The organism is Marinobacterium jannaschii DSM 6295 (assembly GCF_000620085.1).
Classification (GTDB): domain Bacteria; phylum Pseudomonadota; class Gammaproteobacteria; order Pseudomonadales; family Balneatricaceae; genus Pontibacterium; species Pontibacterium jannaschii.
This window is the reverse complement of the sequence record NZ_KK211065.1, coordinates 213,746-226,927: the sequence shown is the minus strand read 5'-3', so window position 1 is coordinate 226,927 and position 13,182 is coordinate 213,746. Positions and strand designations below refer to the sequence as shown.

Annotated in this window: 13 protein-coding genes; 10 read left to right on the top strand and 3 right to left on the bottom strand. The window is 57.0% G+C overall.

Annotated elements, in window-relative coordinates; all coding sequences use genetic code 11:
- Nucleotides 1-112: 112 nt before the first annotated feature.
- From grpE to Q354_RS26475, 9 genes are all read left to right on the top strand, one after another.
- The gene (gene grpE, locus Q354_RS0118845; protein WP_027858963.1) at nt 113-703 is read left to right on the top strand and encodes a nucleotide exchange factor GrpE; all 591 of its coding nucleotides are present in this window, start codon (nt 113-115) and stop codon (nt 701-703) included.
- A gap of 111 nt (nt 704-814) precedes the next feature.
- Nucleotides 815-2,737: a molecular chaperone DnaK gene (gene dnaK, locus Q354_RS0118840; protein ID WP_027858962.1), complete on the top strand. Its 1,923-nt coding sequence runs from the start codon at nt 815-817 to the stop codon at nt 2,735-2,737.
- A 152-nt stretch (nt 2,738-2,889) separates the two neighbouring features.
- Complete coding sequence (dnaJ, locus tag Q354_RS0118835) at nt 2,890-4,020, top strand: molecular chaperone DnaJ (protein WP_027858961.1); 1,131 nt, start codon at nt 2,890-2,892, stop codon at nt 4,018-4,020.
- Between the two features lie 63 nt (nt 4,021-4,083).
- Complete coding sequence (gene cysE, locus Q354_RS0118830) at nt 4,084-4,905, top strand: serine O-acetyltransferase (protein ID WP_036230643.1); 822 nt, start codon at nt 4,084-4,086, stop codon at nt 4,903-4,905.
- A gap of 33 nt (nt 4,906-4,938) precedes the next feature.
- The gene (dapB, locus tag Q354_RS0118825; RefSeq protein ID WP_211252291.1) at nt 4,939-5,742 is read left to right on the top strand and encodes a 4-hydroxy-tetrahydrodipicolinate reductase; all 804 of its coding nucleotides are present in this window, start codon (nt 4,939-4,941) and stop codon (nt 5,740-5,742) included.
- Nucleotides 5,743-5,798: 56 nt separating this feature from the next.
- The gene (locus Q354_RS0118820) at nt 5,799-6,320 is read left to right on the top strand and encodes an MOSC domain-containing protein (RefSeq protein ID WP_245601088.1); all 522 of its coding nucleotides are present in this window, start codon (nt 5,799-5,801) and stop codon (nt 6,318-6,320) included.
- A gap of 180 nt (nt 6,321-6,500) precedes the next feature.
- Complete coding sequence (locus Q354_RS0118815) at nt 6,501-7,274, top strand: response regulator (protein ID WP_027858957.1); 774 nt, start codon at nt 6,501-6,503, stop codon at nt 7,272-7,274.
- A gap of 109 nt (nt 7,275-7,383) precedes the next feature.
- Nucleotides 7,384-8,676: an ATP-binding protein gene (locus Q354_RS0118810; protein ID WP_027858956.1), complete on the top strand. Its 1,293-nt coding sequence runs from the start codon at nt 7,384-7,386 to the stop codon at nt 8,674-8,676.
- Nucleotides 8,677-8,804: 128 nt separating this feature from the next.
- Entirely contained in the window at nt 8,805-9,548 is a 744-nt protein-coding gene (locus Q354_RS26475; RefSeq protein ID WP_051560338.1) for a MipA/OmpV family protein, read from the top strand.
- Nucleotides 9,549-9,725: 177 nt separating this feature from the next.
- Here Q354_RS26475 and Q354_RS0118800 read toward each other — a convergent pair whose 3' ends face one another.
- From Q354_RS0118800 to Q354_RS26470, 3 genes are all read right to left on the bottom strand, one after another.
- Nucleotides 9,726-10,280 (bottom strand): GTP-binding protein, encoded by a 555-nt coding sequence (locus tag Q354_RS0118800; protein ID WP_027858955.1) that lies wholly within the window; start codon nt 10,278-10,280, stop codon nt 9,726-9,728.
- A 132-nt stretch (nt 10,281-10,412) separates the two neighbouring features.
- A complete protein-coding gene (locus Q354_RS0118795) occupies nt 10,413-11,174 on the bottom strand; it encodes a slipin family protein (protein ID WP_027858954.1) in 762 nt (253 codons plus the stop codon).
- Nucleotides 11,171-12,571, bottom strand: a complete 1,401-nt coding sequence (locus Q354_RS26470) for an NfeD family protein (RefSeq protein ID WP_051560337.1) — start codon at nt 12,569-12,571, stop codon at nt 11,171-11,173. Before Q354_RS26470 ends, Q354_RS0118795 begins: the two co-directional genes overlap by 4 nt.
- 158 nt (nt 12,572-12,729) lie before the next feature.
- Here Q354_RS26470 and Q354_RS0118785 point away from each other — a divergent pair, with 158 nt between their 5' ends.
- Entirely contained in the window at nt 12,730-13,146 is a 417-nt protein-coding gene (locus Q354_RS0118785; protein ID WP_027858953.1) for a rubrerythrin family protein, read from the top strand.
- The last annotated feature ends 36 nt before the right edge of the window (nt 13,147-13,182 follow it).

The window sequence follows — 13,182 nt, the reverse complement described above, 5'->3', positions numbered from 1 at the left end:
TGTGCAACGATTCAACAAAAAATTAATCATCAGAGGGTGTTGAATACCTGGCTTATAACCCCATATAAAGCGGCAGAAATGATTTAGCTGTGGATCAAGTTGGAGAAAACCGATGGCAAACGAAGAAAAGACCCAGGCGGACGTAACCGAGACTCCGGTAGAAGAGCAGGTAATCGAACAGGCCGCCGAGTCTGACGCTGCGGCTGAACAGGCCGAAGCAACTGAGCTGCCGGACGCTGCTGAACTGGCGACGCAACTGGCTGCTGCACAGGCAGAGATTGCCGAATTGAAAGACCAGATGCTGCGGGTGCAGGCTGAGTCTCAGAATATTCGTCGTCGTGCCGAGATGGATGTGGAGAAAGCGCATAAGTTTGGTCTCGAGAAGTTTGCCAACGAACTGCTTCCGCTGGCTGACAACCTGGAACGCGCGCTTGAATCCGCCGGCGAAGATGAAGCATCACAGGCGCTGCGCGAAGGCGTTGAGATGACTCTGAAGATGTTTATCGACGGCATGGCTAAGTTCAGCCTGGATCAGGTTAACCCGATGGGCGAAACCTTTGATCCGCAGTTGCATCAGGCGATGTCTATGGTGCCCGCGCCTGACGCCGAGCCAAACACAGTTATCGCCGTGATGCAGAAGGGCTATACGTTGCACGGGCGTCTGATTCGTCCGGCCATGGTGATGGTAGCAAAAGGCGAATAAAAATTGCTTTTCAGCCCTTGAAAGCTGAGCAACCGCACCAATATAGATTTCAAGTTAAGAATTTGATTGACAGCTTGCCGAGGCAAGCGAGCAGAACTGGAGCTTAAACGAATGGGTAAAATCATCGGTATCGACCTGGGAACCACTAACTCATGTGTGGCTATCCTGGATGGTGATAAGAGCAAGGTAATTGAAAACGCAGAAGGCGATCGTACTACCCCGTCTATCATCGCTTATGCCGACGATGGCGAGATTCTGGTAGGTCAGCCGGCGAAGCGTCAGGCGGTCACTAACCCGAACAACACTCTGTTCGCGATCAAGCGTCTGATCGGCCGTCGCTTTAAAGATGATGTTGTACAGAAAGACATCAAAATGGTGCCGTACAAAATCATCGAAGCGGATAACGGTGATGCCTGGGTTCAGGTAAAAGACAACAAGCTGGCTGCGCCGCAGGTGTCTGCAGAAATTCTGAAGAAGATGAAGAAGACTGCAGAAGACTACCTGGGTGAAGCGGTGACTGAAGCTGTAATCACCGTGCCTGCATACTTCAACGATGCGCAGCGTCAGGCAACTAAGGATGCCGGTAAGATTGCGGGTCTGGAAGTTAAGCGAATCATCAACGAGCCTACTGCAGCAGCACTGGCTTACGGCATGGACAAGTCCAAGGGTGACAAGACCGTAGCCGTATACGACCTGGGTGGCGGTACTTTCGATATCTCCATCATCGAAATCGCTGAAGTCGACGGTGAGCACCAGTTCGAAGTACTGGCGACTAACGGTGACACTTTCCTGGGTGGTGAAGACTTCGATATGCGCCTGATCGAGTATCTGGCGGACGAATTCAAGAAAGAATCCGGCATCGATCTGCACAACGATCCGCTGGCTCTGCAGCGTCTGAAAGAAGCTGCTGAGAAAGCCAAGGTTGAGCTGTCATCTGCCCAGCAGACTGACGTGAACCTGCCATACATCACAGCCGACGCGACCGGTCCTAAGCACCTGAATGTGAAGATCACCCGTGCCAAGCTGGAGTCTCTGGTAGAAGAGCTGGTACAGCGTTCTCTGGAACCTTGCCGCGTAGCACTGAAAGACTCCGACCTGTCTGCTTCCGAGATCGACGAAGTGATCCTGGTGGGTGGTCAGACCCGTATGCCAATGGTTCAGGCTAAAGTTGCAGAGTTCTTCGGTAAAGAGCCACGTAAAGATGTGAACCCGGACGAAGCTGTTGCAATGGGCGCGGCTATCCAGGGTGCGGTACTGGCCGGTGACGTCAAAGACGTGCTGTTGCTGGACGTAACGCCTCTGACGCTGGGTATCGAGACTATGGGTGGCGTGGCGACAGCGGTGATCGAGAAGAACACTACTATCCCAACCAAGAAGTCCCAGATCTTCTCGACTGCGGATGACAACCAGACTGCGGTAACGATTCACGTTGTACAGGGTGAGCGTAAGCAGGCGGTACAGAACAAGTCCCTGGGTCGTTTCGACCTGGCCGACATTCCGCCGGCACCACGCGGTATGCCTCAGATCGAAGTAACCTTCGACCTGGATGCTAACGGTATCCTCAACGTATCTGCTAAGGACAAGGCGACGGGTAAAGAGCAGTCCATCATTATCAAGGCCTCTTCCGGTCTGAGCGATGATGAGATCGAGCAGATGGTAAACGACGCCGAAGCGCATGCTGAGGAAGATAAGAAGTTCGAAGAACTGACTCAGGCCCGTAACCAGGGCGACGCTATGGTTCACTCTGCGAAGAAAACCATGGAAGAAGCCGGTGATAAGGCGACTGAGGAAGAGAAAGCGAACATCGAAAAAGTGACCGCTGAACTGGAAGAAGCCCTGAAAGGCGACGACAAAGATGCGATCGAGAGCAAGACTGCAGCGCTGACTGAAGCGATCTCCGGTGTAGCTCAGAAGATGTACGCTGACGCCGCAGAACAGGCAGAAGCTCAGCAGGAAGGCGGCGAGCAGGCTGATAAGCCGGCAGACGACGCTGTAGATGCCGAGTTTGAAGAGGTTAAAGACGACAAGAAGTAATTCTTGCTCGCTGACCTTTTACACCAACCCGCAATGGCCTCTGGCCGTTGCGGGCTTATTTCAGGCATCGCGGACATCAGTCCGCGTTGTTGTATCCGGCCCACAGGCATTTTCAGCCTGACTGAGGCCTGACAGACCAGCAGATTCGGACTATGTCAAAACGAGACTATTACGAAGTACTGGGGGTATCCCGCGACGCCTCCGACAGGGATATCAAGAAAGCTTTCCGCCGTATGGCGATGAAGTATCACCCGGACCGTAACCCGGATGACAAGGAAGCGGAAGACAACTTCAAAGAGGTGAATGAAGCCTATGAAGTGCTGTCTGATGCACAGAAGAAGGCCGCCTACGACCAGTATGGTCATGACGCAGTCAATGGCCAGGGTGGCTTCGGTGGCGGTGCTGACGGCGGTTTCGGCGATATCTTCGGCGATGTTTTCGGTGATATCTTCGGTGGTGGAGGCGGCGGTGGCCGTCGACGCAGTTCCGTGCAGCGCGGCGCAGACCTGCGCTACAACCTCGACCTGACACTGGAAGAGGCGGTACGCGGTATAGAGAAGAGCATCAAGGTTCCGACCCTGGTGGGTTGTGAAACCTGCGATGGCTCCGGCGCCAAGCCGGGCACCCAGCCTAAGGTGTGTGGCACCTGTGGCGGCGCCGGTCAGGTACGCATGCAGCAGGGTTTCTTCTCTGTGCAGCAGACCTGTCCAACCTGTCGCGGCGAAGGCAAGGTGATCTCCGATCCGTGTGGCGATTGCCACGGTCGTGGCCGTAAAGAGAAGACCAAGACCCTGTCGGTGAAGATCCCTGCGGGTGTTGATACCGGTGATCGTATCCGTCTTGGCGGTGAAGGCGAAGCCGGCACCAACGGTGGCCCGGCCGGTGACCTCTATGTTCAGGTCAACGTGGTTGATCATCCGATCTTTGAGCGTGACGGTAAGCACCTTTACTGTGAAGTGCCGATCAGCTTTGTCGATGCCGCCCTGGGCGGCGAGCTGGAAGTACCGACGCTGGATGGCCGCGTCAAGCTGAAGGTTCCGGCCGAAACCCAGACCGGTAAGCTGTTCCGTCTGCGGGGTAAGGGCGTGGCGCCTGTCCGTGGCGGCTCTACCGGTGATCTGCTGGTGCGTGTCGTGGTCGAAACGCCGGTGAAGCTGAGCAGCCGCCAGAAAGATCTGCTGCGTGACTTCCAGTCAGAGATGGATCAGGGCAACCACAAACACAGCCCGAAGAAACACGGTTTCTTTGACTCTGTGAAGAAGTTCTTTGAAGATATGACCTGACAGTGAAAGGGAGCTCTAAGCTCCCTTTTTGCCCTTCAGGTAAGTAACAAGGTTGAAGGCATCATGATTCCAACTCCTGTAGATGCAGATGCTCTATGGAAGGAAATCCAGGAAGAGGCGCGTCAGGAAGCCGAACGCGAACCTTTTCTGGCGAGCTATTTTCACTCCACCATTATCGGCCACGATAATATGGCCTCCGCGCTCTCCTACCTTCTGGCGGTGAAGCTGGCGGATGACGTTATGCCGGCGGTGGCCCTGCGCGGACTGATTGAAGACGCATTCAAAAGTGAATGCCAGATCATCCGCTCCACCTGTGCCGACCTGCAGGCCGTGCGCACCCGCGACCCTGCTATTGGCAAACTCTCTACCGTTATGCTGTACCTCAAGGGTTTCCACGCCCTGCAGTCATACCGTGTCGCCCACTGTATGTGGTGCCATGACCGTAAGTCGATGGCGCTCTATCTGCAGAGCCGTATCAGTACAGCGTTCCAGGTGGATATCCACCCGGCGGCGAAGATCGGTTCCGGGGTGATGTTTGACCATGCTACCGGCATTGTGGTGGGTGAGACCTGTGTCATCGAGAATGATGTCTCTATCCTGCAGAACGTCACACTGGGTGGTACCGGTAAAGAGTCAGGTGATCGTCATCCGAAAATTCGCGAAGGTGTGCTGATCGCTGCCGGTGCCAAGATCTTTGGCAATATCGAGATCGGCGCCGGAGCTAAGGTGGGTGGCGGTTCAGTAGTGCTGGAAAATGTACCGGCCCATACCACGGTAGTGGGTGTACCGGCAAAAGTGGTGGGGCGTCCGGAGTGCGAAAAGCCGGCGCTGGATATGGACCAGAACTTTACCCACGACGAACAGAAAAGCGGAACCGCCAGTTAAGCGCGCCGCGATTACGGAACAGGAACAAAAGAGATGATCAGAATTGCGGTGATCGGTGCAGCCGGTCGTATGGGTAAAACCAATATCGAAGCGATCTGTCAGGCAGAAGGCGTCGAGCTGGGCGCGGCGATTGTCGAGCCGGGCAGTACGTTGGAAGGTGCTGATGCCGGTGAAGTGGCCGGTGTCGGAAAACTGGGTGTCAGCATTGTCACCTCTCTGGAAGCCGCGAAGGATGACTTCGATATCCTGATCGACTTCACAGCGCCTCAGGTTACCCTCGGCAATATGGCGTTCTGTGCCGCCAATGGTAAGGCGATCGTAATCGGCACCACCGGCATGAGCGACGAAGAGAAGGCCGAACTGAACAGCTACGCCGATAAGATGCCGGTGGTATTCGCCTCCAATATGAGTGTCGGTGTAAACCTCTGCTTCAAGCTGCTGGCGATGGCCGCTAAGGCGCTGGGCGATGACTACGATGTCGAGATCGTAGAAGCGCACCATCACCACAAAGTAGATTCCCCATCCGGCACCGCACTGAGCATGGGTGAGGCCGTAGCGGATGCCCTGGGACGCGACCTGAAAGAGTGTGCTGTCTATGGTCGTGAAGGCCAGACCGGTGCCCGTCCGAAGAAAGAGATCGGCTTCGCGACTATCCGTGCCGGAGACGTGGTGGGTGATCACACCGTGCTGTTCGCCACCGAAGGCGAACGCGTCGAGATCACCCATAAGGCCAGCTCCCGTATGACCTTTGCCAAGGGCGCAGTGCGTGCCTCCAAATGGCTGGCAGGTAAGGATAACGGCGTTTACAGCATGCAGGACGTGCTGGACCTGAACTGATACCGCAGGCCTGAGTGCTATGCTGCAAGAACCCGCTATGGCGGGTTTTTTATTGTGTGCAAGATCTACTCCCGGAGAAAAAGCTGATGAACACCCAGGGCCGATTGATCAGTCGCTTTACACAGAACCTGCCGCCGGGACGACTGGAGTGGATCGGGCTGCGGCCCGGACATAAGCTGCCGATGCTCAGGGTCGAGCAGGTGATGGCGCTAGAGGGGCTGGGCCTGGAGGGCGACCGGCGCTGTCAGGGCACACCGGGATCAGGCCGACAGGTGACCCTGATCAGTCGTGAGTATATCGGCCAGATCGAACACTTTATGGGACTAGCCGATATTGATCCGGCGATGCTGAGGCGGAATCTGGTGATTTCCGGCATTAACCTGTCGGCACTGCGTCACCAGCGCTTTCGTATTGGCGGGGCTGAGTTTGAGGCCGGTGCCTGGTGTCATCCCTGTTCCCGCATGGAGAAGGCGCTGGGGGAGGGGGCGGTCGCCGCGATGCTGGGACACGGCGGTATCTGTGCCCGCATTATCAGCAGTGGTGAGATTCGCATTGGCGATGCGGTTATCAAGGTCTGACCCGCGTGACCGGGTACGGTCTTTCAGGTTGTGTCGTGCAACCAGCCGACCCTGCTGAATCGGGTAAGACGAGACTCGGAGATCCCTGCAATTGTCCGGTATCCTGTCAGACTGAAATACCTTGCCAGTGCCTGGGCAACCGCTTATAAATCAGTAGCTACTGACTAAGGGATATACCGGATGCAGCCTCGCATACTGCTGATCGAAGATGATGAGAAGCTGACCCAGCTCCTGAGCCGTTACCTGGAGAAGAATGGCTTTGAGGTTGTGGTGGGCCATAACGGTGGTGAAACGCGCGAGTTAATCAGCCGTTACCAACCGGATCTGCTGATTCTGGATCTGATGCTGCCGGGCCTGGATGGCCTCAGTGCCTGTCGCGAGGTGCGTCCTCTGTTTAGTGGCAAGATTATGATCCTGACCGCCAGTGATGACGATATGGATCAGGTGGCGGCGCTGGAGATGGGCGCGGATGATTTTGTCTGTAAGCCATTACAGCCCCGGGTATTGCTGGCACGTATCCGGATGTTGCTGCGCCGGTTAGCCGAGCCGGCTGCCGATCCTGCTGCGGTATTGCAGGCGGCAGCGACAGCGCCCGGCGTGACTGAGGTGGCTGCCGGAGGCAGTGATACGGCTCCGGCTGGGCAGAGCCAGCTTAGCTTCGGTGAGCTGCGACTGGACCAGACCCGTCGCCGGTGCCTGCTGGCGGGTGAGGTGGTCGGCCTGACGCCGGGTGAGTTCGACCTGTTCTGGCTGTTGGCCGATCGCCCCGGACAACCTCTGTCACGGGACCAGCTGGTAAAGCTGACCCGGGGTATCGACTATGACGGCGTCGACCGTACCATCGACAATAAGATTGCGGTGCTGCGGCGTAAGCTGGCCGATGATCCGGCCCGTCCGAATCGGATTATTACCGTGCGCGGTAAAGGCTATATGTTTGTGCCCGACAGTTGGTAAGGATCTGTACAAACCCATACAGAGTCGCAGCTGACGCCGAATTTCCTGCCATGCCAGAATGACAGTGGCTCTGTAACCCATTCTCCGATCTGCCTGCTTAGGTGCCCCTATGGCCAGACTCTTCATCACCTTCTACGTGGCGATCGTAGGATCTCTGCTCGGCTATGTCTTCACCATCAACGCCCTGGCGCAGCATATGCTGTATGACTTTGCGGTGGAGGACACCCGCAGCACTATCCGGGGGTACCTGGAGGTGCTGGACCGGTTGCATCCCTATGAAGGGGACCAGGCTACCCTGCAGGCTGCCCGGCGTGTCGCCGAGGCCAATGACCAGATACTGGAGCGGATCAGTCCGCAACAGCTGGACCCGGCGATCCGGCGGGCGCTGGAGCAGGGGCAGATTATGTTTCAGGAAACAGACGACGGCGATGATGATATCGCTTACTTTCGCATCGAATCCCTCAATGACATCTTCAGCGTCCGGCTTAATCCCGATTCGCGGCTAGGTCAGGCAGAAGAGCTGGTGTCGAAAATTTCGGTGATTGGCGTGCTCACCACGCTAGGGCTGGTGTTGGCGCTGATGGTATTTATGCTGCATCGCAAGCTGAAACATCTGGAGCGGGCCGCGCTGGCCTTTGCCGAGGGGGACTTCAGTGCCCGGGCACCGGAAAACCGAAGCTTGCGGGTAGCCGGGCTGAATCATGCGTTTAACTGTATGGCGGAGCAGATCGAATCCCTGATCGCCAGCCATAAACGTCTCACCAATGCCGTGGCTCATGAACTGAGGACGCCGATTTTCCGGCTGCGCTGCCAGCTGGAGCTGCTGGACTATGATCTCTCCGTACAGGAGCACCAGAAGTACAGTGAAGGGATGGAGGAGGATCTGACCGAGCTGGATGAACTGGTGGATGAACTACTCAGTTATGCCCGTATGCAGCGCAATGATATCCAGCTGGAGATGCAGGCGGTGCTGCTGGATCAGTGGTTACTGGAGCAGCAGTCCCGGCTGGAACGCAGCTGCCACCATTGCCTGACAGTGACGCCCGCCCGGCGGCCGATGCCGGCCAGTATCGATGGCCGGTTGCTGTTGCGTGCCCTGAGTAACCTGATCCGTAATGCCGATAACCATGCTGTGTCCCGCATCGCTATCCGGCTGGAAGAATTACCGCCCTGTTTCTGCCTGCATGTGGATGATGACGGTCCGGGTATTCCTCCGGCAGATCGCGAACGGGTATTCGAACCCTTCGAGCGGCTGGACAGTGCCCGTACCCGCGCCACCGGCGGGCATGGCCTCGGGTTGTCGATTGTGCGCGAAATTATGCAGCAGCACGGTGGGCATGTGGAGGTCAGCGTATCGCCACTGGGCGGCGCCCGGGTTAGCCTCTGCCTGCCCGCGGGCTAAGCATGCTGATTCCCGAGCTTTGTATCCCAGCCTGAATACATAGCCTTACACAGCCAGGATATTGTCAGCTGGCGCAGCTTGCGATCATAGCCTCACTTCAATGGTTTCAAGTGACTGAGGCAAGCAAGATGAAACAGACCACATTGGCTCTGGCCGCCGCAGCCGCGCTGCTGACGAATGCCAGCGCATTTGCAGGTGAGTTCGCGGTCGGTATAGCCGCCTATAAAATGGATTCGCCCTACCAGGGTTTCGATGATGAAGACGGCGTCGTACCGCTGTTGAGCTATGAGGGTGAAGACTTCAGCTTTTCCGACGGTGACCTGGGTTACCGTATCTACGGCGAGAAGGAACGGCCGCTGAATGTCTATCTGGTGCTGACCTCTGCCGGTAGCGGCTTCGACAGCAGTTATTCTGCGGTGTTTGCCGGTATGGCAGAGCGTGACGACAGTATCGATTTCGGTCTCAGTGCCGATCTGGATGCGGGGCCAGGTGTGCTGTCAGCCACGCTGGTGCATGATATCTCCGGTAGTCACAAGGGGTACAGCGTCGATATAGGCTACAGCCTGGCGCTGGAACTGAGCGATCGCTTTACCTTCGAGCCGGCTGCCGGCGTGCAGTATCTGAGTTCTGACTTTACCGACTATTACTTTGGTGTCCGCAGCAACGAAGTGACGGCCAGCCGGGCGGCGTATACGGCGGACAGTTCAGTACATCCCTATGTCGGCTATCAGATGCAGTATGAACTGACTGAAAACTGGATGCTGCTGCACGATGTGGGTTATGCCTGGTTGGATAAAGAGGTGCAGAACTCTCCGCTGGTAGATAAAGAGGTCATCTGGGCTGCGTCGCTGGGAGCTATCTACCGCTTCTGATGGCTCGTCCTGGACGCTAATGCTGCTGTCCTGCGGCGTATCAGGGTGGCCTGAAGAGGAGTGGCGTTATCTGGGCGAGCGGCACCGGATCTGATTTCCCGAGTTGTCCCCAGACAACTCATCCCCCCAATAACCCGCCGCTCCCCCGCTGCGGGTTATTTTTTGCCTGCCGCTGGCTCAGGCTTCTTTCAGTTCATCGCTTTCCATGGCTTCAAGTAACTGGTCGAGCAGATCAAGCAGTTGCTGGCGGTCGCGACTGTCCACAGCGCTGACCGGCCAGCGGGCACCGGTTTGTTGCAGATGCTGTTGATAGTCCGCTACTTCGAGGCCGCCGGCTTTATCGATATGGCTGACGCCGACAATGCAGTGGCCGTTGGCGAGGAACTTATGGTTGGCCTGCAGATAATAATCCAGCTCGGCCAGCGGATTGCCGTGGCTGTTATCGATCAGGATAACCAGTCCCACCGCGCCCTGGCTGAGGATATCGCTCATAAACTCCAGGTGGCGCTGGCCCGGTGTGCCGTAGAGATTGATGATATAGCCATCGCTCAGCGTCATCCGGCCATAATCCATTGCCACCGTGGTGGTTGGCTTACGGGCGGCGATCTCCTCATCACTGGGACGGGCTTCGGTCTGGACCGGCGGGATATCACTGAGGGTTTTGATAGCGGTGGTTTTACCGGCGCCGACACAGCCGGTAAAGACAAACTTACACTGATTCTGGGTATTCATCGGATCCTTTCCCTGTGTATTTATCCCTGGTAAGCCCGTTTTGGCTATGCCGGTTGCAGCGGCAGAGTACGGGACTGAAAGGCTACATCCTGCCTGCTGCTGCGAAAGGGTGCAATAAGACTGCGGCAGGGTTTACTCCCTTTTGCTGATTACAGACCCCAGAGCCTGACTTAGCTCAACCGGCAGCGGAAAGACGATGGTGTTGCTGTGTTCGCCCGCGATCTCGGTCAGGGTCTGCAGGTAGCGCAGCTGAATCGCCTGAGGCTGTTCTGCCAGGATTCTTGCTGCATCACGCAGTTTCTCGGCGGCTTCCTGTTCGCCCAGTGCATGGATCACCTTGGCGCGTCGCTCACGTTCGGACTCGGCCTGCTTGGCGATCGCCCGGATCATCGACTCATTCAGGTCGACGTGTTTGATCTCGACATTACTGACCTTAATTCCCCAGTCGTCGGACTGGGCATCGAGGATCGACTGGATATCCTTATTGAGCATATCCCGCGAGGATAGCATCTCATCCAGGTCATGTTGCCCCAGTACAGATCGCAGGGTGGTCTGTGCCAGCTGGCTGGTGGCTTCAAGAAAGTTCTCGACATTGATAATCGCTTTCTGGGCGTCCAGTACCCGGAAGTAAACCACGGCGTTCACCCGAACCGAGACGTTATCTCTGGAGATCACATCCTGGGTCGGTACATCCAGCACCACTGTCCGGATATCCACCCGCACCATGGTCTGGATCAGCGGAATGATGATGATCAGCCCCGGCCCTTTCACCCGGTAAAAGCGCCCCAGCATAAACACCACGCCGCGCTGATATTCCCGCAGGATACGGAAAGCGCTGATCAGCAGCGCCAGCACCAGGGTGATCAGCGCCAGGCTGAAATAGTAACTGATCATAAGGAGTCTCCGTTGTGATCGTGGCCATTGCGGATCACCTCCAGCCAGAGTCCTTTGATGGCGGTGACTTTTACCCGGTCGCCGGTGTGGACCGGATCGTAGCTGCGGGCGTTCCAGATCTCGCCGTTGAGGCTCACCTTGCCGCTTTCGTCTGTATCGCTGCCGCAGCCGAAGTTGCACAGAGCCTGCGCCTGCTGGCCGACCAGCATAGTACTGCCGCTGACCAGCTTGCTGTTGCGGGCCTTCAGCGCCATTGCCAGGGCAAAGATGCAGACCGCAATACTGAAAACGCTGAAGGCGGCGATCAGCGGCAGGGCGATCTGGAAGCTGGGCAGTTCCGTATCCATCAGCAGTACCGAGCCGAAGATAAAGGCGATCACGCCACCAAAGCCGAACACGCCGAAGCTGGGCGAAAGGGCCTCGGCTACCATCAGGGCGATCCCCAGAATGATCAGTGCCATACCGGCGTAACTCACTGGCAGCAGCTGGAAGGCATAGAGTGCGGTGATCAGGCTGATACCGCCAATAATGCCGGGCAGGCCGACGCCGGGATTATAAAATTCCATCAGCAGACCATAGACACCCAGCAGCATCAGGATATAGGCCACATTGGGGTTGGTGATAATCAACAGGAATTCATGGCGCCAGTCGGCGGTGATCTCCTGCACGGCGAAGCCGCGGGTGTGCAGGGTATAGGCTTCGCCCAGCAGCTTGATCTGCCGTCCCTCCAGCTGTTGCAGCAGGTGGTCCCGGTCGCGGGCGATCAGGTCGATCACCTTCAGCTCCAGTGCCTTGGCGGCGTCCAGGCTGGCCGCCTCACGCACCGCCTTTTCAGCCCAGTCGGCGTTGCGGCCATGCAGGTTGGCGAGGCCGCGGATATAGGCACTGGCATCGTTGATAATCTTCTTCTGCATCGCACCGGCGCTGTCGGGCGGCTGATCCTGCTCTTTACTGCTGGGTGGCTTGGGCTGGGCGGGCATGCCGATCTGCACCGGAGTGGCGGCGCCGAGGTTGGTGGCTGGTGCCATAGCGGCGATATGGCTGGCGTAAAGCAGATAGGTACCGGCGCTGGCGGCGCGGGCCCCGCTGGGGGAGACATAGGTCGCCACGGGTACCGGCGAGGCGATAATATCCTGAATCATGCCGCGCATCGCCTTATCCAGCCCTCCCGGCGTATCCATGGTGATCAGCAATAGCGACACCGACGCGTCCCGGGCATCCTCCAGAGTACGGCTGAGCAGGTCATAGGTGGCGGGGCCGATCACGCCATTGATGCCGACCTGCCAGATCTGTCCCTGCGGCACAGCGGCCGGCGCGGCCGGCTCTTCAGCCGGTGTCGTCATGGCGCTACAGAGTAGAAAAAGGGTCAGCAACAGCTGGCGCAGTGATGCAAGCATGAGTTCACATATCTGAGCTCATCCCTGAGGTGATGGTTCGGATGTCGATGGTTAAATTATAGACAGATTCTATTTATTGAATTGCCATTCTTTATTTAGTGTTCATTAACCCGGCCATCTAAGCTGTATGTGATCCCGACAACAGAGGAGGCAACATCATGTCACTCAAAGGTAGCAGGACGGAGCAGAATCTGAAGGATGCATTTGCCGGTGAATCCCAGGCTAACCGCCGTTACCTCTATTTTGCCGCCAAGGCGGACGTGGAAGGCTATAACGATGTCTCTGCGGTATTTCGCTCCACCGCCGAAGGGGAGACCGGCCATGCCCATGGCCATCTGGAATATCTCGAAGAGGTGGGAGATCCCGCCACCGGACTACCGATAGGCGCGACCCCGAATAACCTTAAAGCGGCCATCGCCGGTGAGACCCATGAATACACCGATATGTATCCCGGTATGGCAAAAGAGGCGCGGGATGAAGGTTTCGATGAGATAGCCGACTGGTTTGAAACCCTTGCCAAGGCTGAACGCAGCCATGCCAACCGCTTCCAGAAAGCACTGGATACCCTCGACTGATCAGGCCCTGCTTTTTCCTGAACCGATAGCCGGGCC

Bases quoted from the DNA above. Each gene is read 5' to 3' on its own strand.
- grpE (WP_027858963.1), top strand. From the start codon at position 113: ATGGCAAACGAAGAAAAGACCCAGGCGGACGTAACCGAGACTCCGGTA.
- dnaK (WP_027858962.1), top strand. From the start codon at position 815: ATGGGTAAAATCATCGGTATCGACCTGGGAACCACTAACTCATGTGTG.
- dnaJ (WP_027858961.1), top strand. From the start codon at position 2,890: ATGTCAAAACGAGACTATTACGAAGTACTGGGGGTATCCCGCGACGCC.
- cysE (WP_036230643.1), top strand. From the start codon at position 4,084: ATGATTCCAACTCCTGTAGATGCAGATGCTCTATGGAAGGAAATCCAG.
- dapB (WP_211252291.1), top strand. From the start codon at position 4,939: ATGATCAGAATTGCGGTGATCGGTGCAGCCGGTCGTATGGGTAAAACC.
- Q354_RS0118815 (WP_027858957.1), top strand. From the start codon at position 6,501: ATGCAGCCTCGCATACTGCTGATCGAAGATGATGAGAAGCTGACCCAG.
- Q354_RS0118810 (WP_027858956.1), top strand. From the start codon at position 7,384: ATGGCCAGACTCTTCATCACCTTCTACGTGGCGATCGTAGGATCTCTG.
- Q354_RS26475 (WP_051560338.1), top strand. From the start codon at position 8,805: ATGAAACAGACCACATTGGCTCTGGCCGCCGCAGCCGCGCTGCTGACG.
- Q354_RS0118800 (WP_027858955.1), bottom strand. From the start codon at position 10,280: ATGAATACCCAGAATCAGTGTAAGTTTGTCTTTACCGGCTGTGTCGGC.
- Q354_RS0118795 (WP_027858954.1), bottom strand. From the start codon at position 11,174: ATGATCAGTTACTATTTCAGCCTGGCGCTGATCACCCTGGTGCTGGCG.
- Q354_RS26470 (WP_051560337.1), bottom strand. From the start codon at position 12,571: ATGCTTGCATCACTGCGCCAGCTGTTGCTGACCCTTTTTCTACTCTGT.
- Q354_RS0118785 (WP_027858953.1), top strand. From the start codon at position 12,730: ATGTCACTCAAAGGTAGCAGGACGGAGCAGAATCTGAAGGATGCATTT.